Annotated in this window: 23 protein-coding genes; 12 read left to right on the top strand and 11 right to left on the bottom strand. The window is 35.6% G+C overall.

Going from position 1 to position 23911, the window contains the following annotated elements; genetic code table 11:
* The first annotated feature begins 151 nt into the window (after positions 1-151).
* Positions 152-553, top strand: a complete 402-nt coding sequence (locus tag OZP11_RS19925; protein WP_281232246.1) for an XRE family transcriptional regulator — start codon at positions 152-154, stop codon at positions 551-553.
* A 97-nt stretch (positions 554-650) separates the two neighbouring features.
* On the opposite strand, the gene OZP11_RS19920 is transcribed toward OZP11_RS19925, so the two are convergent.
* Positions 651-1310 (bottom strand): DUF6565 domain-containing protein, encoded by a 660-nt coding sequence (locus tag OZP11_RS19920; RefSeq protein WP_281232245.1) that lies wholly within the window; start codon positions 1308-1310, stop codon positions 651-653.
* A 289-nt stretch (positions 1311-1599) separates the two neighbouring features.
* On the opposite strand from OZP11_RS19920, the gene OZP11_RS19915 reads away from it, so the two are divergent.
* The 4 genes from OZP11_RS19915 (at position 1600) to secA (ending at position 6819) form a co-directional block, all read left to right on the top strand.
* The gene (locus tag OZP11_RS19915; RefSeq protein WP_281232244.1) at positions 1600-2286 is read left to right on the top strand and encodes an ABC transporter ATP-binding protein; all 687 of its coding nucleotides are present in this window, start codon (positions 1600-1602) and stop codon (positions 2284-2286) included.
* Positions 2287-2380: 94 nt separating this feature from the next.
* Positions 2381-2950 (top strand): cob(I)yrinic acid a,c-diamide adenosyltransferase, encoded by a 570-nt coding sequence (locus OZP11_RS19910; RefSeq protein ID WP_281232243.1) that lies wholly within the window; start codon positions 2381-2383, stop codon positions 2948-2950.
* 219 nt (positions 2951-3169) lie between these two features.
* Positions 3170-3391 carry a DUF2795 domain-containing protein gene (locus tag OZP11_RS19905; RefSeq protein WP_007138072.1) on the top strand — a complete coding sequence of 74 codons (222 nt, stop codon included), beginning with the start codon at positions 3170-3172 and terminating at the stop codon, positions 3389-3391.
* Positions 3392-3477: 86 nt separating this feature from the next.
* Complete coding sequence (secA, locus tag OZP11_RS19900) at positions 3478-6819, top strand: preprotein translocase subunit SecA (RefSeq protein ID WP_281232242.1); 3342 nt, start codon at positions 3478-3480, stop codon at positions 6817-6819.
* Between the two features lie 95 nt (positions 6820-6914).
* On the opposite strand, the gene OZP11_RS19895 is transcribed toward secA, so the two are convergent.
* The 4 genes from OZP11_RS19895 to cysC all read right to left on the bottom strand — a co-directional run bounded on the left by OZP11_RS19895 (position 6915) and on the right by cysC (position 9950).
* Positions 6915-7577 (bottom strand): TrmH family RNA methyltransferase, encoded by a 663-nt coding sequence (locus tag OZP11_RS19895; RefSeq protein ID WP_281232241.1) that lies wholly within the window; start codon positions 7575-7577, stop codon positions 6915-6917.
* A gap of 59 nt (positions 7578-7636) precedes the next feature.
* On the bottom strand, positions 7637-8605 hold the full coding sequence (locus OZP11_RS19890) for a sulfotransferase family protein (protein ID WP_281232240.1): 969 nt from the start codon (positions 8603-8605) through the stop codon (positions 7637-7639).
* Between the two features lie 9 nt (positions 8606-8614).
* Entirely contained in the window at positions 8615-9298 is a 684-nt protein-coding gene (locus OZP11_RS19885; RefSeq protein ID WP_281232239.1) for an aspartyl/asparaginyl beta-hydroxylase domain-containing protein, read from the bottom strand.
* Positions 9299-9416: 118 nt separating this feature from the next.
* The gene (gene cysC / locus OZP11_RS19880) at positions 9417-9950 is read right to left on the bottom strand and encodes an adenylyl-sulfate kinase (protein WP_281232238.1); all 534 of its coding nucleotides are present in this window, start codon (positions 9948-9950) and stop codon (positions 9417-9419) included.
* Between the two features lie 176 nt (positions 9951-10126).
* Here cysC and OZP11_RS19875 point away from each other — a divergent pair, with 176 nt between their 5' ends.
* The 4 genes from OZP11_RS19875 (at position 10127) to OZP11_RS19860 (ending at position 15329) form a co-directional block, all read left to right on the top strand.
* Positions 10127-10828, top strand: coding sequence for an SIR2 family NAD-dependent protein deacylase (locus tag OZP11_RS19875; protein WP_281232237.1), 702 nt, complete (start codon positions 10127-10129; stop codon positions 10826-10828).
* Positions 10825-11517 (top strand): sterol desaturase family protein, encoded by a 693-nt coding sequence (locus tag OZP11_RS19870; protein ID WP_281232236.1) that lies wholly within the window; start codon positions 10825-10827, stop codon positions 11515-11517. The genes OZP11_RS19875 and OZP11_RS19870 overlap by 4 nt, the downstream gene beginning before the upstream one ends.
* 90 nt (positions 11518-11607) lie before the next feature.
* On the top strand, positions 11608-12954 hold the full coding sequence (gene purB, locus OZP11_RS19865) for an adenylosuccinate lyase (RefSeq protein ID WP_281232235.1): 1347 nt from the start codon (positions 11608-11610) through the stop codon (positions 12952-12954).
* A gap of 137 nt (positions 12955-13091) precedes the next feature.
* Positions 13092-15329, top strand: coding sequence for a cation:proton antiporter domain-containing protein (locus tag OZP11_RS19860; RefSeq protein ID WP_281232234.1), 2238 nt, complete (start codon positions 13092-13094; stop codon positions 15327-15329).
* Between the two features lie 143 nt (positions 15330-15472).
* Here OZP11_RS19860 and OZP11_RS19855 read toward each other — a convergent pair whose 3' ends face one another.
* Positions 15473-16111, bottom strand: a complete 639-nt coding sequence (locus tag OZP11_RS19855; protein ID WP_281232233.1) for a peroxiredoxin — start codon at positions 16109-16111, stop codon at positions 15473-15475.
* Positions 16112-16222: 111 nt separating this feature from the next.
* A complete protein-coding gene (locus OZP11_RS19850) occupies positions 16223-17134 on the bottom strand; it encodes an AEC family transporter (RefSeq protein WP_281232232.1) in 912 nt (303 codons plus the stop codon).
* A gap of 117 nt (positions 17135-17251) precedes the next feature.
* On the opposite strand from OZP11_RS19850, the gene OZP11_RS19845 reads away from it, so the two are divergent.
* The 3 genes from OZP11_RS19845 (at position 17252) to meaB (ending at position 19581) form a co-directional block, all read left to right on the top strand.
* Positions 17252-17659 carry an RrF2 family transcriptional regulator gene (locus OZP11_RS19845; protein WP_281232231.1) on the top strand — a complete coding sequence of 136 codons (408 nt, stop codon included), beginning with the start codon at positions 17252-17254 and terminating at the stop codon, positions 17657-17659.
* 57 nt (positions 17660-17716) lie between these two features.
* Positions 17717-18358, top strand: a complete 642-nt coding sequence (locus OZP11_RS19840; protein WP_281232230.1) for an NAD(P)-dependent oxidoreductase — start codon at positions 17717-17719, stop codon at positions 18356-18358.
* A gap of 128 nt (positions 18359-18486) precedes the next feature.
* On the top strand, positions 18487-19581 hold the full coding sequence (gene meaB / locus OZP11_RS19835; RefSeq protein WP_281232229.1) for a methylmalonyl Co-A mutase-associated GTPase MeaB: 1095 nt from the start codon (positions 18487-18489) through the stop codon (positions 19579-19581).
* A 53-nt stretch (positions 19582-19634) separates the two neighbouring features.
* Here meaB and OZP11_RS19830 read toward each other — a convergent pair whose 3' ends face one another.
* The 4 genes from OZP11_RS19830 to OZP11_RS19815 form a co-directional block, all read right to left on the bottom strand.
* The gene (locus tag OZP11_RS19830) at positions 19635-20093 is read right to left on the bottom strand and encodes an HAD domain-containing protein (protein WP_281232228.1); all 459 of its coding nucleotides are present in this window, start codon (positions 20091-20093) and stop codon (positions 19635-19637) included.
* A gap of 106 nt (positions 20094-20199) precedes the next feature.
* Positions 20200-22134, bottom strand: a complete 1935-nt coding sequence (locus tag OZP11_RS19825; RefSeq protein WP_281232227.1) for an LTA synthase family protein — start codon at positions 22132-22134, stop codon at positions 20200-20202.
* Between the two features lie 37 nt (positions 22135-22171).
* Entirely contained in the window at positions 22172-22399 is a 228-nt protein-coding gene (locus tag OZP11_RS19820; RefSeq protein ID WP_012026986.1) for a DUF8828 family protein, read from the bottom strand.
* A 23-nt stretch (positions 22400-22422) separates the two neighbouring features.
* On the bottom strand, positions 22423-23853 hold the full coding sequence (locus OZP11_RS19815) for an MATE family efflux transporter (protein ID WP_281232226.1): 1431 nt from the start codon (positions 23851-23853) through the stop codon (positions 22423-22425).
* Positions 23854-23911 lie beyond the last annotated feature (58 nt).

Here is a 23911-nt window from a genome sequence, read left to right as displayed (position 1 = left end):
TGAAATTAATATTGAGGTAAAATATTCTAAATTCAGGTATAATATCTGACAAAAAGAGTACGTTTAATGAGATGTTTTTTTACCTTTAAAACTTAGTATTTTTAGTACAAATAACTTTATATTTGAACCTTTAGAAAAAACGACATGCATTATGGAACAGAAAATTCATCAGGGAAGAAACGTAAAACGTTTTAGAGAAATGCTTGGCATCAAACAAGAAGCACTTGCTTATGATTTGGGAGAAGACTGGAACCAGAAAAAAATTTCTATGCTGGAACAGAAAGAAGTAATTGAAGACAATCTGCTTAAACAAATCTCTAGTTCTTTGAAAATTCCTATTGAAGCTTTTCAAAATTTTGATGAAGAACGAGCAGTAAATGTTATTGCAAGCACATTCAATGCGCATGATTACGCGACTGGACTTATAATTAATAACTACAATCCAATTGAAAAGATAATTCAATTACATGAAGAGAAAATTGCATTGTATGAGCGTATGCTGAAAGAAAAAGAAGATATGATGACAAAGCTTGAAAAATTAATCAACAAATAAATTTCGCGATCATTCCATTTTATTAAAACATAAAAAAGACAATCATTTCTGATTGTCTTTTTCATTTTTATCTAATTCAAAATATTTTGAAAAATTCTTATTTTTTAGCTTCTTTATTTTCTTCAGACTTAGCTCCCATTCTGTTAACAGTATACATTGGTGCAAATTTCACTTTTAAGCCAGCGATTTTTCTGTTATCTTCAGATGTAAGTCCTTCTTTCTCAACCGTATTTTTACGGCTGTCAAGTGCTTCATACATTAACTTAATTTCATCCCAGTCTTCTCTGGAATATTTGTCTTTATTATCTTCTACAGTGTGAACGAACTGCTGATAAACGCTGTGAATGTTCTGAGCATTTACCCAGCTGAAGTTCATATCATCACCTATTTTTCCAGCACCAAACAAAGCATCTCTTAATTGCTGTTTCGGGCTTGGAGCCGGAGGGGCAAATTGGGCGGATATTTCGTTTTTAAATTCTTCATATTTAATTTTGCTCGTATTTACTTTTTCTGTAGCAGAGGCGTTATCTTTAATATCTGCTAAAGCTGCCTGAGCCTCTTGAGATCTTCTGTCATATTCGGCTTCTACATCTTGCCAGTTTTCTTTTAAATCTGCAGCAGCTACATTTTTAACAGAATCTACGTAGGTTACATAAGAGTCTACAGTTTTTTGCGCTTTTTCTTGTTTCTCATCTTTACATGAAGCAAAACCTAAAGCTATTAATGCAATTCCTAATACTATTTTAATATTTTTCATAATGTTGATTTTTATTAATTGATTAATCAAATTTAGTAAACATCAAATACAGAAAATTACATTATTATCATGTTTTCAAACCTAAAAACATTTAAAAATTATAAAAAACACAAAATACTGATAATTTTATAAGACAAATCAAAAATAATATAACAATTTTCTATTCTTAAAAAATATATTATTACTGCCTTTTCTATGCAGAGGCTTTTGTAACAAAATTCAAATCTTAACTACTTATAATTTTATTGAAAAGTGTTTCGTACTTTTAAATCCAAAATTGTAAAACCAAATGGCAGATCCATTAATTAAAATAACCGACATAAGACGAAATTTTGTTCTGGGAAACGAAATCGTATATGTTTTAAAAGGAATTAATTTAGAAATCAATAAAGGAGAATATGTTGCTTTGATGGGACCTTCGGGATCCGGAAAATCGACTTTAATGAATTTATTAGGCTGTTTGGACACTCCAACTTCCGGGCGTTATGTTTTAAACGGAAAAGATGTCAGCCAGATGAAAGATGATGAACTTGCCGAAATTAGAAATAAAGAAATTGGCTTTGTTTTTCAAACCTTCAATCTTTTACCCAGAACCACAGCTCTGGATAATGTTGCCCTGCCTATGATTTATGCCGGTTACGGTAAATCTGACAGAATTGCACGCGCGACAGAAGTTCTAAAACAGGTAAATTTAGCTGACCGAATGGATCACCAGCCCAATCAGCTTTCAGGAGGACAGCGCCAGCGTGTTGCTGTTGCCCGTGCTTTGGTTAACAAACCTTCGATCATTCTTGCCGATGAACCAACAGGAAACCTAGACAGTAAAACTTCTGTAGAAATTATGAAGCTTTTTGGCGATATTCACGCGCAGGGAAACACAGTAATTCTGGTAACTCACGAAGAAGATATCGCAGCCTACGCACATCGTGTTATCCGTTTAAGGGATGGATTAATAGAAAGCGACACAACAAAATAATTTTAGATTTCTGATTTTAGATTATTTTCTAAATCTAAAATTTTAGACAACAGCATATCAATCTAAAATCAGAAATCTTCAATCTACAATAAAAATGAAAGTATATACCAAAACAGGCGATAAAGGAACAACAGCACTTTTTGGAGGCACACGTGTTCCTAAAGATCATATTCGCATTGACAGTTACGGAACAGTCGACGAATTAAATTCGTATATCGGATTGATTCGCGATCAGGAAATCGATTCACATTATAAAACTATATTAATCGAAATTCAGGACCGTCTTTTTACTGTGGGCGCCATTTTGGCAACGCCGCAGGAAAAAGAAGTTTTAAAAAACGGCGAACTTCGGTTAAAAAACCTTGGAATAATCGAGTCGGATATTGAATTGCTCGAAAACGAAATAGATAAAATGGAAGAAAGTCTTCCGCAAATGACTCATTTTGTTCTTCCGGGTGGTCATCCAACCGTGTCACATTGTCATATTGCACGCTGTATATGCCGTCGTGCGGAACGTTTGGCAGTACATTTAAGTCATAATGAACATGTTCCTGAAATCGCAATCATGTACTTAAACCGACTTTCTGACTACCTTTTTGTCTTGGCACGAAAGTTGTCCTCAGACCTAAAAGCAGAGGAAGTAAAGTGGATTCCCAGAAAGTAAACAGTCACGGTTTTCAGTTTTCAGACTGCTAAATCAACATTCAAAACTGATTACTAAAAAACACAGCAATTCAGCAGCAAATTTAAGTTTTAAAACTGAAAACTGTCACTGAAAACTGGGTACTAACAAAGACGTTCTTAAATTTTATTAAAATAAATCAAATTTTACTTGTCTTTTTCAGTAAAAAATTTATTTTTGCACAAACTAAACAGATAACAGATGTATTGGACATTAGAATTAGCATCTTATTTAAGTGATGCGCCATGGCCTGCTAACAAAGATGAACTTATAGACTACGCTATTAGAGCTGGTGCTCCATTAGAAGTAGTAGAGAACCTTCAGTCTATCGAGGATGAAGGCGAGATATATGAATCAATGGAAGAAATTTGGCCTGATTATCCAACAGACGAAGATTATCTTTGGAATGAGGATGAATATTAGAAAAATAAACCAAATGAAAAAGTCTCATCACCGAGGCTTTTTTTTTGGCTCAAATACAATTATATAAAATAGAAATACGATAAATTATGAGTTTCATAAACAGCATCATCAAGGTCTTTGTTGGGGATAAATCCCAAAAAGACGTCAAAGCTTTACAACCTTATTTAAATAAAATTAAAACATTCGAAACTCCTTTAATGAGTCTTTCAAACGACGAATTAAGAGGAAGAACCGTTTATTTTAAGGATAAAATCAAAGAAGCAAGAGCAGATAAAGACGCTAAAATTGCTTCGCTTAAAGCTGAAGTTGAAAATATTGAGGATATCGACAAAAGAGAAGATATTTATGATGCAATAGATGCTCTTGAAAAAGAAGCTTATGAAATCTCTGAAAAAACTTTATTGGAAATTCTTCCTGAAGCATTCTCAGTTGTAAAAGAAACAGCACGCCGTTTCAAGGAAAACTCTCATATTGAAGTTACTGCAACTCCTAAAGACCGTGAATTCTCTGCTGCAAAATCATACATCACTATTGATGGTGAAAAAGCAATCTGGGCAAACAAATGGAACGCTGCCGGAAAAGACATTACGTGGGACATGATTCACTACGATGTTCAGTTAATTGGAGGTATGGTGCTTCACGAAGGTAAAGTTGCCGAAATGCAGACGGGTGAAGGTAAAACTTTGGTTGCAACACTTCCGCTTTACTTAAACGCTTTAACCGGAAACGGAGTTCACTTAGTAACCGTGAATGACTACTTGGCAAAACGTGACAGCACATGGAAAGCACCTTTATTCGAATTCCACGGTTTATCTGTTGATTGTATCGACAACCACCAGCCAAGTACCGAAGCCAGAAAAAAAGCTTACGATGCTGATATCACATACGGAACCAACAACGAGTTTGGTTTTGACTACCTAAGAGATAACATGGCGCATTCGCCAAACGATTTAGTTCAGAGAAAACACAATTTTGCAATTGTCGACGAGGTCGATTCTGTATTAATTGATGATGCGAGAACACCGCTTATTATTTCAGGACCGGTTCCTCAGGGAGACCGTCATGAATTTAACGAATTGAAACCAAAAATCGAAAACTTAGTTGCACAACAACGTCAGTTAGCGAATGGTTTCTTAGCCGAAGCTAAAAAGTTAATCAAAGAAGGAAACACTAAAGAAGGTGGTTTCTTATTATTAAGAGCTTACAGAAGTTTACCTAAAAACAAAGCCTTAATTAAATTTTTGAGTGAAGAAGGAATTAAACAATTACTTCAAAAAACCGAAAATCAATACATGCAGGATAACAATCGCGAAATGCACAAAGTTGACGAAGCTTTGTATTTTGTGATTGAAGAGAAAAACAATCAGGTAGAATTGACTGACAATGGTATCAAATACCTTTCTGGAGATACTGATTCTGATTTCTTCGTTTTACCGGACATTGGAACTGAGATTGCTGCAATCGAAAAACAAAAATTAGACAAAGACGCTGAAGCTGAAGCCAAAGAAAGATTATTTCAGGATTTTGGCGTAAAAAGCGAGCGTATTCATACTTTAACACAACTTTTAAAAGCATACGCTTTATTCGAAAAAGATGTAGAGTACGTTATCATGGACAACAAAATTATGATTGTCGATGAGCAGACAGGCCGTATCATGGACGGACGTCGTTATTCTGACGGATTACACCAGGCGATTGAAGCAAAAGAAAATGTAAAAATCGAAGCCGCAACGCAGACTTTTGCAACGGTAACTTTACAGAACTACTTTAGAATGTACAGCAAATTAGGCGGTATGACCGGTACTGCTGTTACAGAGGCTGGAGAGTTATGGCAGATTTACAAACTGGATGTGGTTGAAATTCCAACAAACCGTCCAATTGCAAGACAAGACAAAGAAGATTATATCTACAAAACTACACGTGAGAAATTCAATGCTGTAATCGAAGACGTTACTGAATTATCAAACGCCGGAAGACCGGTATTGATTGGAACAACTTCTGTAGAGATTTCAGAATTATTAAGCCGTATGCTTAAAATGAGAGGAATCACACACAACGTATTGAATGCTAAAATGCACAAGCAAGAGGCGCAAATCGTTGAAGAAGCAGGTAAAGCCGGAGTTGTAACTATTGCAACAAACATGGCTGGTCGTGGTACCGATATTAAACTATCTCCGGAGGTAAAAGCTGCAGGAGGTTTAGCAATCGTGGGTACAGAGCGTCATGATTCCCGTCGTGTAGACAGACAGTTACGTGGTCGTTCTGGTCGTCAGGGAGATCCGGGAAGTTCTCAATTCTACGTTTCTCTAGAAGATAACTTAATGCGTTTATTTGGTTCTGAAAGAGTTGCGAAAGTAATGGACAGAATGGGACTTAAAGAAGGTGAAGTTATTCAGCATTCTATGATGACTAAATCTATTGAACGTGCTCAGAAAAAAGTAGAAGAAAACAACTTTGGTGTTCGTAAACGTTTATTAGAATATGATGACGTAATGAACTCGCAGCGTGAGGTAGTTTACAAACGTCGTCGTCACGCATTATTTGGCGAGCGTCTTAAATTAGATATCGCAAACATGCTTTACGATACCTGCGAATTAATCGTAAGCCAAAATAAAGTTGCAAATGATTTCAAAGGATTTGATTTTGATTTAATTCGTTATTTTGGAATTACGGCTCCGGTTTCAGAAGCTGATTTTGTTAAATTATCTGAAATTGAAATTACAGGAAAAGTATACAAAGAAGCTTTGGCTTTCTATACAGAAAAAACCGAAAGAAGCGCAAGAGAAGCTTTCCCAATCATAAAAGGAGTTTTTGAAGAACCAAACAATCAGTTTGAAAGAATCGTAGTGCCATTTACTGACGGAATTAAAACCCTGAATGTAGTAACAGACCTAAAAAGAGCCTACGAAAGCGAAGGTGCTCAGTTAATAGCTGATTTTGAGAAAAACATCACACTTTCGATTGTTGATGAGGCCTGGAAAAAACACTTACGTAAAATGGACGAATTGAAACAATCTGTTCAGTTAGCTGTTCACGAACAAAAAGATCCGTTACTAATTTACAAATTAGAAGCTTTCAACTTGTTTAGAGGAATGCTTGACAACGTTAACAAAGAAGTTATTTCATTCTTGTTCAAAGGTGATTTACCTGCTCAAAATGCTCCGGAAATTCACGAAGCAAGAGAAGTTCGTCAAAAAGAAAACTTACAATTAAGTAAAGACGAAATTCCAAACAGCGAAGAAATGAACCGTGAAGCAGGAGAAACACAACAGCGTCAGGTTACTGAAACAATCGTGAGAGATATGCCAAAAATCAACAGAAACGATACTGTTACAGTTCAGGAAGTTGCTACTGGTAAAACAGAAACAATGAAGTACAAAAAAGCTGAAGCTTTAATTGCTGCAGGAACATGGGTTCTGATTAACTAATAAAGATTCAATCTTAAATATAAAATCCCCGATTATTTATGTAGTCGGGGATTTTTTTTAAGCTTAGTGCCTTAGAATCTTAGCCTCTCAGAACTTTATCTTGGGTTATCCTGATAATAACGCGCTTCAATTCGTTTTATATCTTTTATAGAGTTTTTTGCCCAGTCCAGACGTTTTACCAGAATTTCTTCTTCTGTCAATTTCCAGTTAATATCAGATCTTCTTAATCTGTTGGTTAAGTTTTGAATGATGATTGCGGCAGAAACCGAAATATTCAGACTTTCGGTAAAACCAACCATTGGTATTTTTAAGAAACCATCGGCATTGTCCATGATTTCTTTTGATAAACCTTCTTTTTCTGTTCCAAAAAATAAGGCGCTGGGTTTAGTAATATCAAAATCCTCCAGCATGCAGTCTTTTTCGTGAGGTGTTGTCGCGATAATCTGATAGCCTTTGCTTCTTAAATCCGTAAGGCATCCTGAAACCGAATCAAATCTGTTAATATCTACCCATTTTTGAGCACCTAAAGCAATTTCCTTATCGATTCTTTTACCAAACCGCTGCTCGATAACATTTAGTTCCTGAATCCCGAAAACCTCACAGCTGCGCATTACAGCACTTGTATTATGCATCTGAAAAACATCTTCTACAGCAACTGTAAAATGTTTGGTACGGTTTTCTAATACTTTTAAAAAATTACTTTTTCTGTTCTCTGTTAATATATCTTCTAAAAATGCGAGGTAATCTAAATCAATCATTTTATTTATGTTTGCCGCAAAAATACATAATTAAAAGAGAATGAATAACTCCTGTTTTTTTAACGCACTAAATCTTCGACAAAGCCGGCATTCAGCTTTACGTGCAGGGCATTTACATTGGTAAGGTCAACGGCTAAATCATCATCTTTATAGGAATCTCCGGTAAAAGCCTCATTTTTATTTTTAGAATGCTGTTTTAAACGTTCAATCATTTTTTCAAGTTCTCTATCAGAATACTGTACTTTAATAAAAGAAATAAACCTTTCTATAACATTCTTCATGCCTTTATCATAATCCAGCATGGTTACATTTTTGTCTTCGGCATAAAAATCCAGAAATCCCTGAAAGTACTTTTCCAAAATCAAAGCACCGTACTGACGAAAACTGATTTCCTGAATTTCCTTTGATGTAATCCCAAAAACACTTGGCGGAATTAAATTGGGAACCATGTGCATTCCCATCATTTTCTGGTGTGATTTGAGTACTTCAGATGGTTTTCTGTACAATAAAGCAAAAGGTATATCAGGAAAAACAGATCTGAAAAAAGAGGCATAGAAAATATTCCAGGCATCCAGTTTTAATATGAGATTTTTTTGTTCAGGAAATCTTTTTTGTCCCAGCAAAGCAATTACAGCTTGCAGTAAGATGCTTTTTTTATCCGGACCAAAGGCATCACTTCGTAAAACCTGATCTACAATTGGTGCTTCAGAAATCATTATATTTTCTGGCGAAGTGGCCAGAGACTGACTCAGCATGGTTGAACCGCATCTGGAAACATGAAACACGAGCGATTTCAATTCAACCGAAACCAATTCTTTAGACCACTCAATTACATTCTCGGCGGTACTTATTAATTTAATTGTTTTACTGTTGTATTCATGACTTTTGCACTTTGCAAGCGTTTCATCAAAAAAAGGTTCTGCAAAGGGAACATTAGATAAATAAATCCACTCAAAATAGATCTCGTTATCTATTTCAATTAATTTAATCGGAATCCAGTTAAAAAGCGGGTGTAGAGTTTTTTCCATTTTGATGTTTTATTTTGACTGAAGTTCGGCAATAAGTTTAGCATTAATTTCGGATGGATTTCGGGACAGCTCAGCTATAATCTGCTGTTTCATCTCATCAGAATATTCCATTTCATTTGGAGAATAACTAATATCAAATCCCATTTTAGAAAACAATTCATCCGACCATTCATTTCGTATACAATCGAGCGTAAGGTGTATACGGGGTTCAGAACTTTTGTTTTCTACACTGTGCGGCAACTGGAAATTAGCATACCAGCACTCTCCCATTTTCATAGGAACGAGTTTTTTATCTACATAAAAATAAACCTCAGAATTGGTAATAATCGGTACATGAATCCTGAAAAACCCATCTTCATACGAAGTATCGTTATCAACATGTTCTTTTATTTCGCTGTCAGGTCCTAATCGTAATAATCGTACAGCTTCTTTTTCGCATTGAAACCAGTCCATGATTTCTTTAAAATACGGACAGCTTTCCAGCAGTTCGGTATTTTTATATTCCTTATCCGGAAAAGAAAAAATATCATTTTCCAATCCTGACTGCGACCGCAATGCAACACTCGTCCAATTGCCTTCATACCGTCCGGTATTAAAGTGCGGTGTCCATAATTTTGTTTCACAAATCTCAAGATCTCTTTGTAATTTTTCAACTGAAAAAGAAATCGGGAGGTGGCAGGAAGAAGGATTCATACGCTTAAAAAGATTAAATTAGACAGATATTTTTCACCTTATAAATATATAACTTATAACAACTTAATGATCAAGCAATTAAACTAAAATTTACAAAGCGGGAAATGATTTTTATATTTTAAACCGCATTATTCAGGTTGTCTATTATAAAATTGTACAGTTTGCGGGTTGAAACAGATACCGTTTCGGCATCGGTTTTTAAAATTAAATCGGCTTTTTTCGGTACTTCAAAAACATCGCTGATTCCGGTAAAGTTTTTAATTTTATTCTCGTCATGATCCGGAAGCAGGGCTTTTTTGTACAATCCTTTTGGGTCACGTTCTATTAAGTTCTCAATCGAACAATCTAAAAATACAGTCCGTACAAATTCGAAATTCCGTAATTCGTTTCGAAGATTTTCATACGGATTAATAACAGACATGAGTACGATTTTTTTTTCTTCGATCAAATTACGTCCCACATCAAAAAGCCGTCTCACGTTTTCGCAGCGGTCCTCTTTAGAAAATCCTAAATCTTTACAGATCGTTTTTCGGTACACATCGCCATCGACTATTTCTGCGGCATAATTATTCTGCACTAATAAATGCCGAACCTGCTCTGCCAAAGTCGTTTTACCTGCACCGGATAATCCCGTAAACTGTATTAAAATCATTTAGAATTTCTTTTTGCTTAATTTAGGCTAAAACTAAATAATTTAAAAAACTGACACAATAAGTATAAATACGCTTTATTTTTCGCTCAAAAAAATCTAAATCCACATTGAGTATGTCTTATTTTATCACATAATAAATGCAGAAATTACTATTTTTATCTTTTAATAAAATAAGAATGAAAAAGAAACTTGTTGTTTTAACCGGAGCTGGAATAAGTGCCGAAAGCGGCATTAAAACTTTTCGTGACAGCGATGGTTTATGGGAAGGTCATGATGTAATGGAAGTCGCAACTCCGGAAGGCTGGCAGAAAAATCAGGAACTGGTGCTGGATTTTTATAACAAAAGACGTCAGCAGTTAAAAGAAGTACAGCCTAATTCAGGACATCAGATATTGGCTGAACTCGAAAAAGATTTTGATGTGCATATCATTACTCAAAATGTAGACGATCTGCATGAAAGAGCCGGAAGTTCAAAAGTAGTGCATTTACATGGCGAATTATTAAAAGTAAGAAGTACAAAAAATGTCAATCTGATTCTGGACTGGACAGAAGACTTATTTACCGGCGATCTGGATGAAAACGGGCATCAGCTGCGTCCGCATATTGTTTGGTTTGGCGAGCAGGTTCCGGCACTTGAAGAAGCAATTGATATAACAGAAACTGCCGACTATTTTGCTGTAATTGGCACATCGCTGCAAGTGTATCCGGCTGCGGGATTAATTTCGTACACCCCGGGCAGTACTCCTGTTTTTTATATTGATCCTAAACCTATTTCGATTCCTAATCTTAGAAACAAGGTTGAAGTTATTGCCAAAACCGCAACCGAAGGTGTTGCCGATATGCGCAAAAAATTATTTGAATTAGAAAACCTGTCATGATTTTTGAAAACTGGCTGGAACAATTAGCCCAATTTAACGTGTTTTCGCTCTTTGTTTTCTTTTTAATTGAAAATCTGACTTTGATTGGTTTATCAGTTTTGATTGGAAAAATAATCGAACCAGAAAATACCGTTTTACAGAATAAAGACCAAAAATGGGTTATTTCAACTCTACTATGCAATACGTTTATTACTCTGACGGGTTTTGAATTGTATTGCCACGGAATTTTGAAAATAGATTTTTCCAGTTCGCTCCGGCTTCTATTTTTTGACACATTAGTATTGATTCTGCTGATGGATCTTTTTATGTTCATTTTTCATTTTCTGGTTCATCATTTAAAATGGCTTTATCCGGTTCATAAACTGCATCATACTCATGTAGAAACCAATGTGTACAGCTTGTATGTGCTTCATCCGGTCGAAACGCTGGGCTTTGGCTTTATCTGGCTTTTTCTGATTACTATTTTAGAATTTAATTATCTGAGTATCATTATTTATCTCATTTTAAATTTATCATACGGAATATTCGGTCATTTAAAAACCGATATATTTCCTTCTTTTTGGTACAAAAATTATTTTACCCAATGGATTTCGACTACTAAATTTCATAACGATCATCATAAAAATGAAGCCCGAAATTTTGGTTTTTATTTCACGATTTGGGATAAAATCTTCAAAACCATCATTTAAATTACAAAGTTTACCTATAATAAAGCTTCAGTAATTTTCAGAAGTTTTAACAATCGCTTATATTTGCACCTTTCGAAAAACAACATAACAATGACTACTCTAAACGAATTGAATGCTATATCGCCAATTGACGGAAGATATAGAAATAAAACTCAAAACCTGGCACCTTTCTTTTCTGAAGAAGCTTTAATAAAATACCGCGTATTAGTTGAAGTTGAATACTTTATTGCTTTATGCGAAATTCCATTACCGCAGCTGCAAGGCGTAAATTCAGATTTATTTGAAAGCCTGAGAAACATCTACAAAAACTTTTCGACAGAAGATGCGCTTTGGATTAAAGAAACAGAAAAAGTAACCAACCACGACGTAAAAGCAGTTGAATACTTTATTAAAGATGCTTTTGAAAAACTAGGTTTATCACAGTACAAAGAGTTCATTCACTTCGGATTAACATCTCAGGATATCAACAACACGGCTATTCCGCTTTCGACAAAAGAAGCTTTTGAGCAGGTATATATGCCGTCTTTAATTTCTTTAATTTCTAAATTAAAAGAATTAAGCGTTGAATGGAAAGACATTCCAATGCTGGCACGCACGCACGGACAGCCGGCCTCTCCTAGCCGTTTAGGAAAAGAAATCCTGGTTTTTGTTGAGCGTTTAGAAGAGCAGATGCGTTTATTATTCAATATTCCGTTTGCGGCTAAATTTGGCGGTGCAACCGGAAACTTCAACGCACACCACGTTGCGTATCCGCAGATTGACTGGAAAAAATTCGGGGATAAATTTGTTGAAACTGATTTAGGTTTACACCATTCTTTCCCGACAACTCAAATTGAGCATTACGATCATTTTGCAGCATTTTTTGACGGTTTAAAAAGAATCAACAATATCATTATCGATTTAGACCGCGATATCTGGACGTATGTTTCGATGGATTACTTTAAACAAAAAATCAAAGCAGGAGAAATTGGATCCTCTGCAATGCCTCATAAAGTAAACCCAATTGATTTTGAAAATTCTGAAGGAAACTTAGGAATTGCCAATGCTATTTTCGAACATTTAGCAGCAAAACTGCCAATTTCAAGATTACAGCGCGATTTGACCGACAGTACCGTTTTAAGAAACGTAGGTGTACCAATGGGTCATACTATCATTGCTTTTGAAGCTACTTTAAAAGGCTTAAACAAACTGCTTTTAAACGAAAGCAAATTTGCCGAAGATTTAGAAAGAAACTGGGCAGTTGTAGCCGAGGCTATCCAGACAATTCTTCGTCGTGAAGCCTATCCAAATCCGTATGAAGCCCTAAAAGGTTTAACGAGAACAAACGAAGCAATTGATAAAAATGCGATTCATAATTTCATTGCAACGCTGGAAGTTTCAGAAGCCGTTAAAACAGAATTATTGCAGATAACACCTAGTAATTACACAGGAATTTAAACAAAACATAAAATATTTTATCAAAAAAAGCTATCTTTATCCGGATAGCTTTTTTATTTAACCAGAGGAAGCTTCCCATTAAATTACAATTAAAATTAAAAGCTGGATCAGCTTCGAAAAAACCAAAATACCACTTTATGATTGCCTTAAATGCCGCTGCTGAAAGTACACACCACCTACAACCTTTAATCAGTGATCTGGGATTAATCCTGATGACTGCAGGAATCGCCGTTCTGTTATTTAAAAAAATGAAACAGCCGTTGGTTTTAGGGTATCTTATTGCAGGATTCTTAGCCGGAAACCACTTTGATTTTTTCCCCTCGATAACCGACATGAAAAGTGTGGAAGTCTGGGCCGAAATCGGGGTTATATTTTTACTATTTAGTCTGGGACTCGAATTCAGTTTTAAGAAACTGATGAAAGTAGGCGGCACCTCATCTGTCACTGCCATAACCCAAATTATGTTTATGACACTTATAGGGTATTGTGTAGGCCAGTGGATGGGCTGGGGAAAAATGGACAGTATTTTCCTTGGGGCAACACTTTCGATCTCCTCTACAACTATTATTATCCGGGCGTTTGACGAATTGGGCGTAAAAGGAAAAAAGTTCGTAGGGATCGTATTTGGCGCTCTTATCGTTGAAGATATAGTTGCGATTTTAATGCTTGTACTGCTTTCGACTATTGCCGTAAGCGATCAGGTTTCGGGAGGTGAATTACTGCAGTCTGTTTTAAAACTGATTTTCTTTTTGATCATCTGGTTCCTGGGAGGGATCTTCATAATTCCGACGATTTTGAAAAAAGCCAAACATCTTTTAACAGATGAAATGCTGCTTATCATTTCGCTTGCCTTATGTTTAATGATGGTAATATTTGCCGCCAATGTTGGTTTCTCTCCTGCCCTGGGCGCTTTCATCATGGGATCTATTATTGCTGAAACTACAATGGCAGAAAAAATTGAGCATTTAATTCAGCCTGTAAAAGATTTATTTGGCGCGGTTTTCTTCGTATCAGTAGGAATGTTAATTAATCCTGAAACATTGGTTACATATGCACTTCCGGTTGCTTTGATTACTTTATTGACGATTTTCGGGAAAGCATTCAGCTCTTCCATCGGTGCCTTGATTTCCGGCCAGCCCTTAAAACAATCCGTTCAAACCGGAATGAGTTTAGCTCAGATTGGCGAATTCTCGTTTATTATTGCCACGTTGGGTATGACGCTGAAAGTAACCAGCGATTTTCTTTATCCAATAATTGTGGCTGTCTCTGCCATAACTACTTTTACAACACCATTTTTAATTAAATACTCCGAGACTTTTGCTCAGTTTTTAGAATCTAAAATGCCTAAAAAATGGGTAAAAAACATCAACCGATATAGTGTAAACGCACAGGCAATTAAATCAGTCAGCACCTGGCAGATTGTGCTTCGTTCATCTATTACACAAATTGTACTGCATACCATAATTATTACCGCTATCATTTTATTATCGTCAAAATTTGTAGCGCCATTAGTAGCTGATACCCGTTTTGGAAACACTTTGGCCGCTCTATTAACATTGGTAGTCATTGCCCCTTTTTTATGGGCACTTTCATTACGCAGAGTAAAAGTTGACGAAGTCGAAATATTATGGGAAGAACGTAAATATCGCGGCGCTCTTTTAATGTTGATTTTAATTAGAATGAGCCTTGGTTTGTTCTTTGTCGGCTTTCTGCTGAATATTTTCTTCTCTCCTTTGGTTGCTTTTGTTGCACTGATAATCGCTATTGGAGCCTATCAGATTTTCCCAAAAAAACTGAACGATCAATATCATAAAATTGAAAATCATTTTCTAAAGAATCTTAATGATCGTGAAAATAAAAAAATAGACAGACGATATGCTAATTTAATGCCCTGGGATGGTCACATGTCATTTTTTGACATTGGAAAAGAATCTAATCTTGTTGGTAAAACCCTTCAGGAATTAAAAATCCGTGAACAGCTCGGAATCAATATTGCTTATATAAAACGCGGCGATGTAACAATACCAATCCCAACTAAAAACGAACGTTTGTTTCCCGGAGATGAAATTTGTGTAATTGGCACCGATGCACAAATTGCCGAATTCACCAAATATTTAAATCAAAATGAAACCGAAGCACCGCCAAAAGTTGAAGAAACAGATATAGTGCTGCGTCAGCTTGAGGTATCACAGGAAGAGTTTATTCAAAAAAGCATTGGTGAGTTTAGAGCCAAAACAGACGGAATGGTAGTAGGTATCGAACGAAACGGAAATCGTATCCTAAACCCTGAATCAAATTTAATTCTGGAGAAAAATGACATTCTGTGGGTAGTAGGTGATAAAAAAAGAATGAATACTTTACTGGCGGCGAAATAAGCTGCTAAAGTTTTTATATAGAAAACGCTGAGATTTTTCCTGATTGAAAAAATCTCAGCGTTTTTTTTCTAAAGGAAAAAAGAAAGTAAGAGTTTCACACTCCAACAAAACCTTAAAACCTTAGTATCTCAGAACCTAAAAAATTACTTATTCGGCTGTGGTGTTAAACGTAGATACGGTTTAATCGGCGTATGTCCTTTTGGGAATTTTGCCGGAATATCGCTGTCCGGAATAGCCGGAGCAATTACCACATCTTGTCCGTCCTGCCAGTTTGCCGGAGTTGCTACGCTGTAATTTGCTGTTAATTGTAAACTGTCTATTACACGAAGTAATTCATCAAAATTTCTTCCTGTTGATGCAGGATACGTCAAAGTCAGTTTAATTTTTTTATCAGGACCTATCACAAAAACAGAACGCACCGTAAATTTATCACTTGCATTTGGGTGAAGCATATCATAAAGATTGGCTACTTTTTTGTCTTCATCAGCAATAATTGGAAAATTAACCTCAGTATTTTGAGTTTCGTTGATATCCTTAATCCATTCCTTGTGAGAATCCAAACCGTCTACACTCAAAGCAATAACCTTAGTATTTCTTTTTGTGAATTCCGGTACGTAGTTCGCCACAGTTCCCAATTCAGTTGTACAAACCGGAGTAAAATCAGCCGGATGTGAAAATAAAACACCCCATGAATCTCCTAACCATTCATGAAAATTAATTGGTCCTTGTGTGGTTTCTGCGTGAAAATCCGGAGCTATATCACCTAATCTTAATGTTGACATAATTTAATTTTTTTAGTTTCTCTAAAATTAACTAAAATATTCGTAGAGAAAACATCAAAACTCTTAAAAAAAGTTAAAATTCTACATCCTCTATATAATTACTATTTTAGTCTATATAAACCCAGTTATAAAGTACCAGATCGCGATTGTGAGAAACGAAATTGGGATACCAAAACCAATCATCATACTGCTTAATTTTGGTTTTAATCCATACGTCGAAGCCAGAATCGCACCCGTAATCATAGGCGCCATAGCAACTTCGATAATCGTGATTTTTACAGCCTCCGAACGCTGATCGAAAACAAAAACATATAAAATAAAAATAAACAGCGGTATAAAAATCAGCCGGAAGAAAAGCCCCAGACGCAAAAATTTCCAGTGACGGCTTTTTCGGTCAAAGCTTAACTGAAGTCCAACCGAAAACAAGGCAAGCGGTGTAACCAGGCTTCCTAATTTTAATAAAAGCGACTGAATCGATACTTCCAAATCGTAATTGAAAACATTCAGTAAACAAGCTGCAATAAAAGTAAGAAACGGCGGAAAAAGCAGAATCTTTTTTGCAATACTTTTAAAATCAGGACTTCCATCAGAATAAAAAGCAGCAACAAAAACCCCCAGAGTCGAAACCACAACAAAAGTTCCCGGCTGATCTACGAGAACAGCTGTTTCTAATCCTTTCTTTCCAAACAAAGCTTCTATAATTGGATAGCCAAGAAAAGAGGAATTACTTAAACCGGCCGTAAGAATCAGACAGCCGATAAGTTTATTAGACCAGCCCAGCCTTCTTCCTAAAAAATGAAAAAATAAAAAGGCGAGAAAAAAGCTGATCCATCCTGCTCCTATCGGGAACAATAATTCATTGCTCCATTGTATTTTCGGGATATGATATAAAGTGATGGCAGGAAGGCATATATAAATAACAATTTTATTGATGCTTTTATAAATATGGGTTGGAAACCGCTTTACATTCTTGAGAAGCAGTCCTAAAAACAGAAAAAAGAATATTATAATAAAGTTAGTCATATCAAGGCCTTAAGACAAAAATAGGCATTTAAAAATTGCTAAAAAGAATTAATTTTTGGTTAAAATTAGTTTTTGTGTTATAAAACGCTTTATATTTGTAATATATTTTATTACAGTATGCTTTCAGGTAAATTTGCCATAACGATTCACATTCTTACTTTGCTGACAAAATTCCCAAATGATTATTTATCGTCTGAGTTTATTGCCGGAAGTATCAACCTAAACCCTGTTTTGGTTCGAAAAGAAATCGCAAACCTAAAAGCACACCATATTGTAGAAAGTAAAGAAGGAAAAAATGGCGGCACAAAACTGGCTGTAGATTCGTCAAAACTGACTTTAAAAGAAATTTTTGAAATGACTTTTGAAACAATTGGTTTGGGTTATGCAAAAAATCAGCCGAATCCGGAATGTCCGGTTGGAAAAAAGATAAACGAAAACCTGGACGCCTTGTACATCGAAATGAACAAAAAAGTCAGTGCACAGCTCGAAGGAATTTCTTTAGAAGATTTTTCGAACCAGTTTTAAAACTATTTTTTTAACCAAAACTGTAACTTTTTTTATTACTAAATAAATTTATATATTATGAAAATCGCACTTATTGGAGCTACAGGATTTGTTGGCTCAGCTATTTTAAACGAATTAGCAGACAGAAAACATGAAATCACGGCTATTGCCAGAACTCCAAAAGATACAACAAATGCTGTGTGGGTTTCTGCTGATATTTTTAATGTTGATGCTTTGGCAGAAATTTTAAAAGGTCATGACGCTGTTATCAATGCGTATAATCCGGGATGGACAAACCCAAATATTTACGATGATTTCCTTAATGGTTCAAAAGCAATTCAGGAAGCGGTTAAAAAATCGGGGGTAAAACGTTTTATCACTATTGGAGGCGCCGGAAGTTTATACGTTGCTCCGGATTTACAGGCCGTTGACACGCCGGATTTCCCAAAAGAAATTTTCGCCGGTGCTAATGCCGCAAGAAATTATTTAAATATTATTAAAGAAGAAAAAGATTTAGACTGGGCATTCTTCAGTCCTGCTTTTGAAATGCACGCTGGAACAAAAACCGGAAGAACAGGAAAATATCGTTTAGGATTAGAAAATCCGGTTTTCAATGACGAACAAAGAAGTATTTTATCTGTAGAAGATTTAGCAGTTGTAATTGCTGACGAAACTGAAAATCCAAAACACCACCAGGTACGATTTACTGCAGCATACTAATTTAGACGCTGAGTTTTATTCTCTGTAACTTCTAAATACATATTTAACAAAAAACAGTTTCTTAGGCAGTATTCCGCTTTTGAAACTGTTTTTGTTTTCAGTACATTTACAATTCTAAATAATGCGTTTTGTCTGATTTTAATAAACAAGCCGGCAGTTTAACTGAAAAAGCTGGAATTTCATCTCCCGAAATCACCAACATTTCGGCTATCAATCAAATTAAATTCAAACGCAGACAACAACCCTCCTCTCAGGAATTAATTTCAGGTATTCTTTCAGGAAACCGGACCGCTTTAAGCCGTGCCATTACCTTAGTTGAAAGCACAAATCCGGAACATGCTGAAAAAGCAGATGAAATTATCAATGCTTGTTTACCTTATGCCAATAAATCAATACGAATAGGAATTACGGGTGTTCCCGGTGTTGGAAAAAGTACTTTTATTGAAGCTTTTGGTACTCATCTTACTCAATTAAACAAGAAAGTTGCCGTTCTGGCAGTTGATCCCAGCAGTTCTATCTCACACGGAAGTATTCTGGGTGATAAAACCAGAATGGAGGAATTGGTAAAAGATGAAAATGCTTTTATACGCCCAAGTGCATCTGGCGAAAACTTAGGCGGTGTTGCCCGTAAAACTCGTGAATCGATTATTTTATGCGAAGCAGCAGGTTTTGATACCATTATTATAGAAACCGTTGGCGTTGGACAAAGTGAAACTGCGGTTCACAGTATGGTTGATTTTTTTCTGCTACTAAAAATTTCCGGTGCCGGCGATGAACTTCAGGGAATCAAACGCGGTATTATGGAAATGGCAGATGCCATCGTAATCAACAAAGCAGACGGCGATAATATAAAAAAAGCTCATCAGGCAAAAGTCGATTTTAACAGGGCTTTGCATTTATTCCCTCCAAAAAAATCAAACTGGCAGCCAAAAGTAACAACTTGCAGCGCCGTTACAAGAGAAGGCATTTTGGATATATGGAATACTATTCTGGATTATTTTGAAATGACCAGAGAAACCGGATTCTTTCAGGAAAAGAGAAACGAACAAAATAATTTCTGGATGATGGAAACCATCAACGAGCAGTTGAAGCAAAATTTCTACAACCAGCCGGATATTATTTCGTTATTGGAACAAAGCAAAAAAGCAGTGCAAAATGATGAAATTTCACCTTTTGCAGCTGCTCAGAATTTGTTGGAATTTTATTTTAAAGGTACAAAGTGACAGAGATACAAAGTCGCAAAGTTGTTTGCACCATATAAGTGATGCAAGTTCATTTAATCTTCTTTAATAAGAATTGAGATAGCTTGTGATGCTAATTCATCTGTTAATCCAACTAAGGGACTTGTTAAAACAAGTTTGTCTTTTAAGAAAACCGGAAGACCGTTTAATGATTTATCGTCATCAATTATAACAAAATTCTTGTGGTTTAATTTGGAAAAATCCCATTTTAAAATTTCTTCTTTCCTGCTTAATTCAGGTGAGTTTTCAGAAAGGCGATCAATTGTACTAACTTTGATTCCTCTCAGTTTAAAAATCTCATGCCATTCTGAAATAGAATATTTCGACTTATGTGAGGTAGTCAATATCATAGAAGCGCCAGTTTCTGAGATAATTCTCTCAAGCGCCTTAACAGCAATATTGCTAAAAGCTGGAAATCCATCGTTTAAAAACTCAGGTCTTTTCCATGAACTGGCAGGAACCATCACACCATCTATATCTAATAGTATCGTCATAATACAAAATTACTAAAAGCAGCAGAGGTTCAAAGTAACAAAGTTTTATACTCTGTTTCAATGAACCTCTGTCACTTTTTTACTTTGCAGCTTGAAACCTCAAAAACTACTTTTTACGTAATTTATATTTATTCTCTTTGTATAAATTTCCTGCCGTAATAACATGCGCCAAGGCATCTTTTGCTAAATCTTCGTTTAGTTTTACAGGAATCAGCGTTGTATCATTTTTGATTTCGAATTGCAGCGGTTTCAAATTAGGCTGCATAATTACAACCTGATTTTCTACTCTAAACGCATTGATATCGTTAAACTGCATAATCGATCTTCCTTGTACTTTTGGATCCAGTTTCGTTAAATTTCGTCCTACCATTGGAGTTTCAAACGGAATTCCTAAATAAGCCAGCAATGTTGGCGGAATATCGATCTGACTTGCCAGTCTGTCATATACAGCTCCTTTTGGAACTCCAGGCCCCATAATGAAGGCCGGAATATGGAATTTGTTTATCGGCACCAGATTTTTGCCGTAAGTTCTTGTATTATGATCTGCGATTACAATGAAAATGGTGTTCTTGAAATATTCCTCTTTTTTAGCCAGTTCGAAGAATTTCCCAATTGAGAAATCGGCATATTTCATAGCATTATTCACGGTAGCCGGTTTTTTATCGTAAGGCTGGATTCTTCCCGCAGGATATTCAAAAGGTTCATGATTTGAAGTCGAGAACATCAAAGAGAAAAATGGTTTGTCTCCTTTTGATTTAAAATAAGCATTCGCTTTTGTAACCAAATCTTCATCAGAATAACCCCAGGTTCCTTTAAAAGCGTATTTATTTCCATCTGATTCAAAATCGTTCTGATCTACGATATCTGTGAAACCATTTCCGTTGAAAAAAGAAGCCATATTATCAAAATTCGCCATTCCGCCATAAATAAAACTGGTTTCATACCCTTTTTGTTTTAAAGCATCGGCAAGCGTAAAAAATCCCTGCTGTGAGTTCCCCAGTTTTACAACACTTTCTGACGGTGACGGCAAAAAACCTGTTACAACCGCTTCGATACCGCGGACACTTCGGGTTCCTGTGCAATATAAATTGGTAAACAAAGTTCCTTCTTTCGATAATTTATCAAATTCAGGTGTCAATGGTTTTCCTCCTAAAATTCCAACATATTCTGCTCCCAGACTTTCCTGTAAAAAGATTACAAGATTGTACGGCTTTTTTAAAACAGAATCCGGCTGTTGTACATGCAGAAACGGAATATCGGCATCTGTAAAATCATTCGGGCCAGCGATCATGTATTTTTTTACACGTGCAATCGCTTCGGCTTCATCCATTTTTCCGTACATTTTGGTGTTTCCTTCATTCTTAATTGAATAAGCTGCAAAAGCAACTGTATAGAATGAATTCAGTCCTAATGTATTGGTTAACTGATCTGTAGAAAAAACAGCATTACTCGCATTAATTGGACGTTTTGAAGTAAGACTTGAGCGTGCCCCAAAAAACAACAAAAATGCCGTAAGTGGAAAAAGCATTAATTTCAATTTATACGGAGTGCTTTCTGTCTGAAAATACTTTTTCCCTTTTTTGAATGCAAAATAAATGACAACTCCCAAAATGAGAAATGTGATGATAATAGAAGTCATGTAGCTTTTTAACAGCATCCCAACGACTTCTTTTGGATAAATAAGATAATCAAGAAAAATCTTATTTGGACGCGTATCATATTGTTTTACGAAATCCGGTGATGCCAATTCTACAAAAAGAATCAAAAACAGAAACAGGAAGCTGTAAAATACCAAAAATCGATTGGTAAATTTCAGCCAGTTATTGGGTAGAAAAGTAATTAAAACGGCTGGCAGAAATGATAAATAGCAAAGTAAAATCAAGTCCATTCGCAAACCTATTGGAAAAATAAACCAAAAATCCGGTGTTTGTTCTACTCTCTCTTTAAAAAGAAAAAACAAAAATATCCGGCTTAAAGTAGTAATTAGTAATCCAATTAAAATAAAATTGATTATTGGTTTTAGAAATCGTAATTTTTTCATTTAATGTGGTATTTGTGTGGTGAAAAAATTACAATTTCTATTCTTCGTAACGATTAACTTCCCTGTCGTAAAACTCATTTGCCTTTTCTATAAGGCCTTCCATTTCGGCATTCAATTCAGCTTCGTCAAGATCTTCCGCTTCTTCTAAAAACTCAACCTCATCATCTTTTAAATTAATTATAAATCTAGGATAATCAAGGTGAATGATGAAAATATCATCCGGAAAATCAGTATTATCTCCAAGTAAAAATTTAGGTAATTCCATTTTATTGATTTTTAGTGTTAGTATTATTTTACTGCGATTAAATTTTCTTTAACAGCTGCAGTTTCGTTGTTTGGTTTTGTTTCTGATTTGAGAATTAGTCTTTTCGTTAAATAATGAAAGCGAATATACAGAAAAATCGCCGCTGCTGTTAATCCTGCCAAAAGACCTACCCAGACTCCCTGTGCTTTAAGCTGTGTGTGTTCTCCTAAATAATACGATATTGGAAAACCAATAATCCAGTAGGCAACAAACGTAATATACATAGGAACCTTTACATCCTGAAGTCCGCGTAATGCGCCAAGTACAACCACCTGAATTCCGTCAGAAATCTGAAAAACGGCTGCAATCAATAATAATTTTGAAGCTATGGCTATTACTTCTTCGTTATCCAGAATTTGTCCTGTATTTTCCATGTTTAAGAAAATATGAGGGAGATAGTTGTGAAAAATGATAAAGAAAATTGCAAAAACGGTTTCTAAAATAATCGCCAGTAAAAAGATCGAACGGGCTACAACAATCAGTTTTTTATAATCGGTTAAGCCTCTTTGGTTACTTACCCTTATCATTGAGGTTACACTTAATCCCATTGCAAACATAAACGTCATCGATGCCAGACTCAATGCAATTTGATTGGCCGCCTGACTGGTTTTTCCAATATTACCGCAAAGCCAGATCGATGCCGTAAACAATACAACCTCAAAAAGCATCTGCATGGCAGACGGAAATCCAAGGCTTACAATTTTCTTTATAGTGGCTTTTTTTATTTCGTTAAAACTGAAACCTTTAAAGAAACGTTTTAAATCGTTTCTTCTTGAAAGCATAATATGCATGAACATTACCAAAAATATTCTCGAAATCACGGTTCCTAGTGCGGCTCCTATAATTCCCATTTTAGGAAAAAACCATATTCCGTAAATCAGTACGTAGTTGATGCCTACATGCAGTACATTTGCCATTACCATGGCATACATAGAATATTTCGTAAGCGACATTCCGTCGGCAAACTGTTTATATCCCTGATACATAATTAAAGGAATCAAGGAAAAAGCCACCCATCCTAAATACGGTTTTGCCAGAACAATTACATCTGCGGGCTGCTTTAGTAACTCCATTATAGGTTTTGCAAACATTATAACGGTAAAAAGCACTAAACCTAAAATGGTACATAAAAATAATCCGTGATGAAATGCAGAACGGATTTTAGAATCGTTTTTCTCGGCATCTCCTTCAGCAACAATTGGGGTAATTGCGGTCGAAAAGCCAATTCCAAGCGACATGGCGATGAAAATCATGCTGTTCCCAAGAGAAACCGCTGCCAGTTCAGTACTTCCTATTTTCCCGACCATTATATTGTCGACTATACCGATTAAAGTATGGCCGACCATACCTAAAATTACGGGATAAGCCAGTTTTAAATTATACGAAAACTCTTTGGTGTACTGCTTTAAATTCACTTGTATTCTAATTTAGTCGGCAAAGATAGTCAGAAGCGGTGAATTCTGTCCTATCTAT

This window comes from Flavobacterium gelatinilyticum (assembly GCF_027111295.1).
Taxonomy (GTDB): domain Bacteria; phylum Bacteroidota; class Bacteroidia; order Flavobacteriales; family Flavobacteriaceae; genus Flavobacterium; species Flavobacterium gelatinilyticum.
Note: the sequence above shows the minus strand (reverse complement) of the source record. Positions and strands in the feature narration are given on the sequence as shown.

Bases quoted from the DNA above. Each gene is read 5' to 3' on its own strand.
- OZP11_RS19825 (WP_281232227.1), bottom strand. From the start codon at position 22,134: ATGAAAAAATTACGATTTCTAAAACCAATAATCAATTTTATTTTAATT.
- cysC (WP_281232238.1), bottom strand. From the start codon at position 9,950: ATGATTTTAATACAGTTTACGGGATTATCCGGTGCAGGTAAAACGACT.
- purB (WP_281232235.1), top strand. From the start codon at position 11,608: ATGACTACTCTAAACGAATTGAATGCTATATCGCCAATTGACGGAAGA.
- OZP11_RS19860 (WP_281232234.1), top strand. From the start codon at position 13,092: ATGATTGCCTTAAATGCCGCTGCTGAAAGTACACACCACCTACAACCT.
- OZP11_RS19920 (WP_281232245.1), bottom strand. From the start codon at position 1,310: ATGAAAAATATTAAAATAGTATTAGGAATTGCATTAATAGCTTTAGGT.
- OZP11_RS19925 (WP_281232246.1), top strand. From the start codon at position 152: ATGGAACAGAAAATTCATCAGGGAAGAAACGTAAAACGTTTTAGAGAA.
- OZP11_RS19885 (WP_281232239.1), bottom strand. From the start codon at position 9,298: ATGAATCCTTCTTCCTGCCACCTCCCGATTTCTTTTTCAGTTGAAAAA.
- OZP11_RS19890 (WP_281232240.1), bottom strand. From the start codon at position 8,605: ATGGAAAAAACTCTACACCCGCTTTTTAACTGGATTCCGATTAAATTA.
- OZP11_RS19840 (WP_281232230.1), top strand. From the start codon at position 17,717: ATGAAAATCGCACTTATTGGAGCTACAGGATTTGTTGGCTCAGCTATT.
- OZP11_RS19850 (WP_281232232.1), bottom strand. From the start codon at position 17,134: ATGACTAACTTTATTATAATATTCTTTTTTCTGTTTTTAGGACTGCTT.
- OZP11_RS19845 (WP_281232231.1), top strand. From the start codon at position 17,252: ATGCTTTCAGGTAAATTTGCCATAACGATTCACATTCTTACTTTGCTG.
- OZP11_RS19895 (WP_281232241.1), bottom strand. From the start codon at position 7,577: ATGATTGATTTAGATTACCTCGCATTTTTAGAAGATATATTAACAGAG.
- OZP11_RS19910 (WP_281232243.1), top strand. From the start codon at position 2,381: ATGAAAGTATATACCAAAACAGGCGATAAAGGAACAACAGCACTTTTT.
- OZP11_RS19915 (WP_281232244.1), top strand. From the start codon at position 1,600: ATGGCAGATCCATTAATTAAAATAACCGACATAAGACGAAATTTTGTT.
- OZP11_RS19870 (WP_281232236.1), top strand. From the start codon at position 10,825: ATGATTTTTGAAAACTGGCTGGAACAATTAGCCCAATTTAACGTGTTT.
- OZP11_RS19875 (WP_281232237.1), top strand. From the start codon at position 10,127: ATGAAAAAGAAACTTGTTGTTTTAACCGGAGCTGGAATAAGTGCCGAA.
- secA (WP_281232242.1), top strand. From the start codon at position 3,478: ATGAGTTTCATAAACAGCATCATCAAGGTCTTTGTTGGGGATAAATCC.
- OZP11_RS19830 (WP_281232228.1), bottom strand. From the start codon at position 20,093: ATGACGATACTATTAGATATAGATGGTGTGATGGTTCCTGCCAGTTCA.
- OZP11_RS19855 (WP_281232233.1), bottom strand. From the start codon at position 16,111: ATGTCAACATTAAGATTAGGTGATATAGCTCCGGATTTTCACGCAGAA.
- OZP11_RS19905 (WP_007138072.1), top strand. From the start codon at position 3,170: ATGTATTGGACATTAGAATTAGCATCTTATTTAAGTGATGCGCCATGG.
- OZP11_RS19820 (WP_012026986.1), bottom strand. From the start codon at position 22,399: ATGGAATTACCTAAATTTTTACTTGGAGATAATACTGATTTTCCGGAT.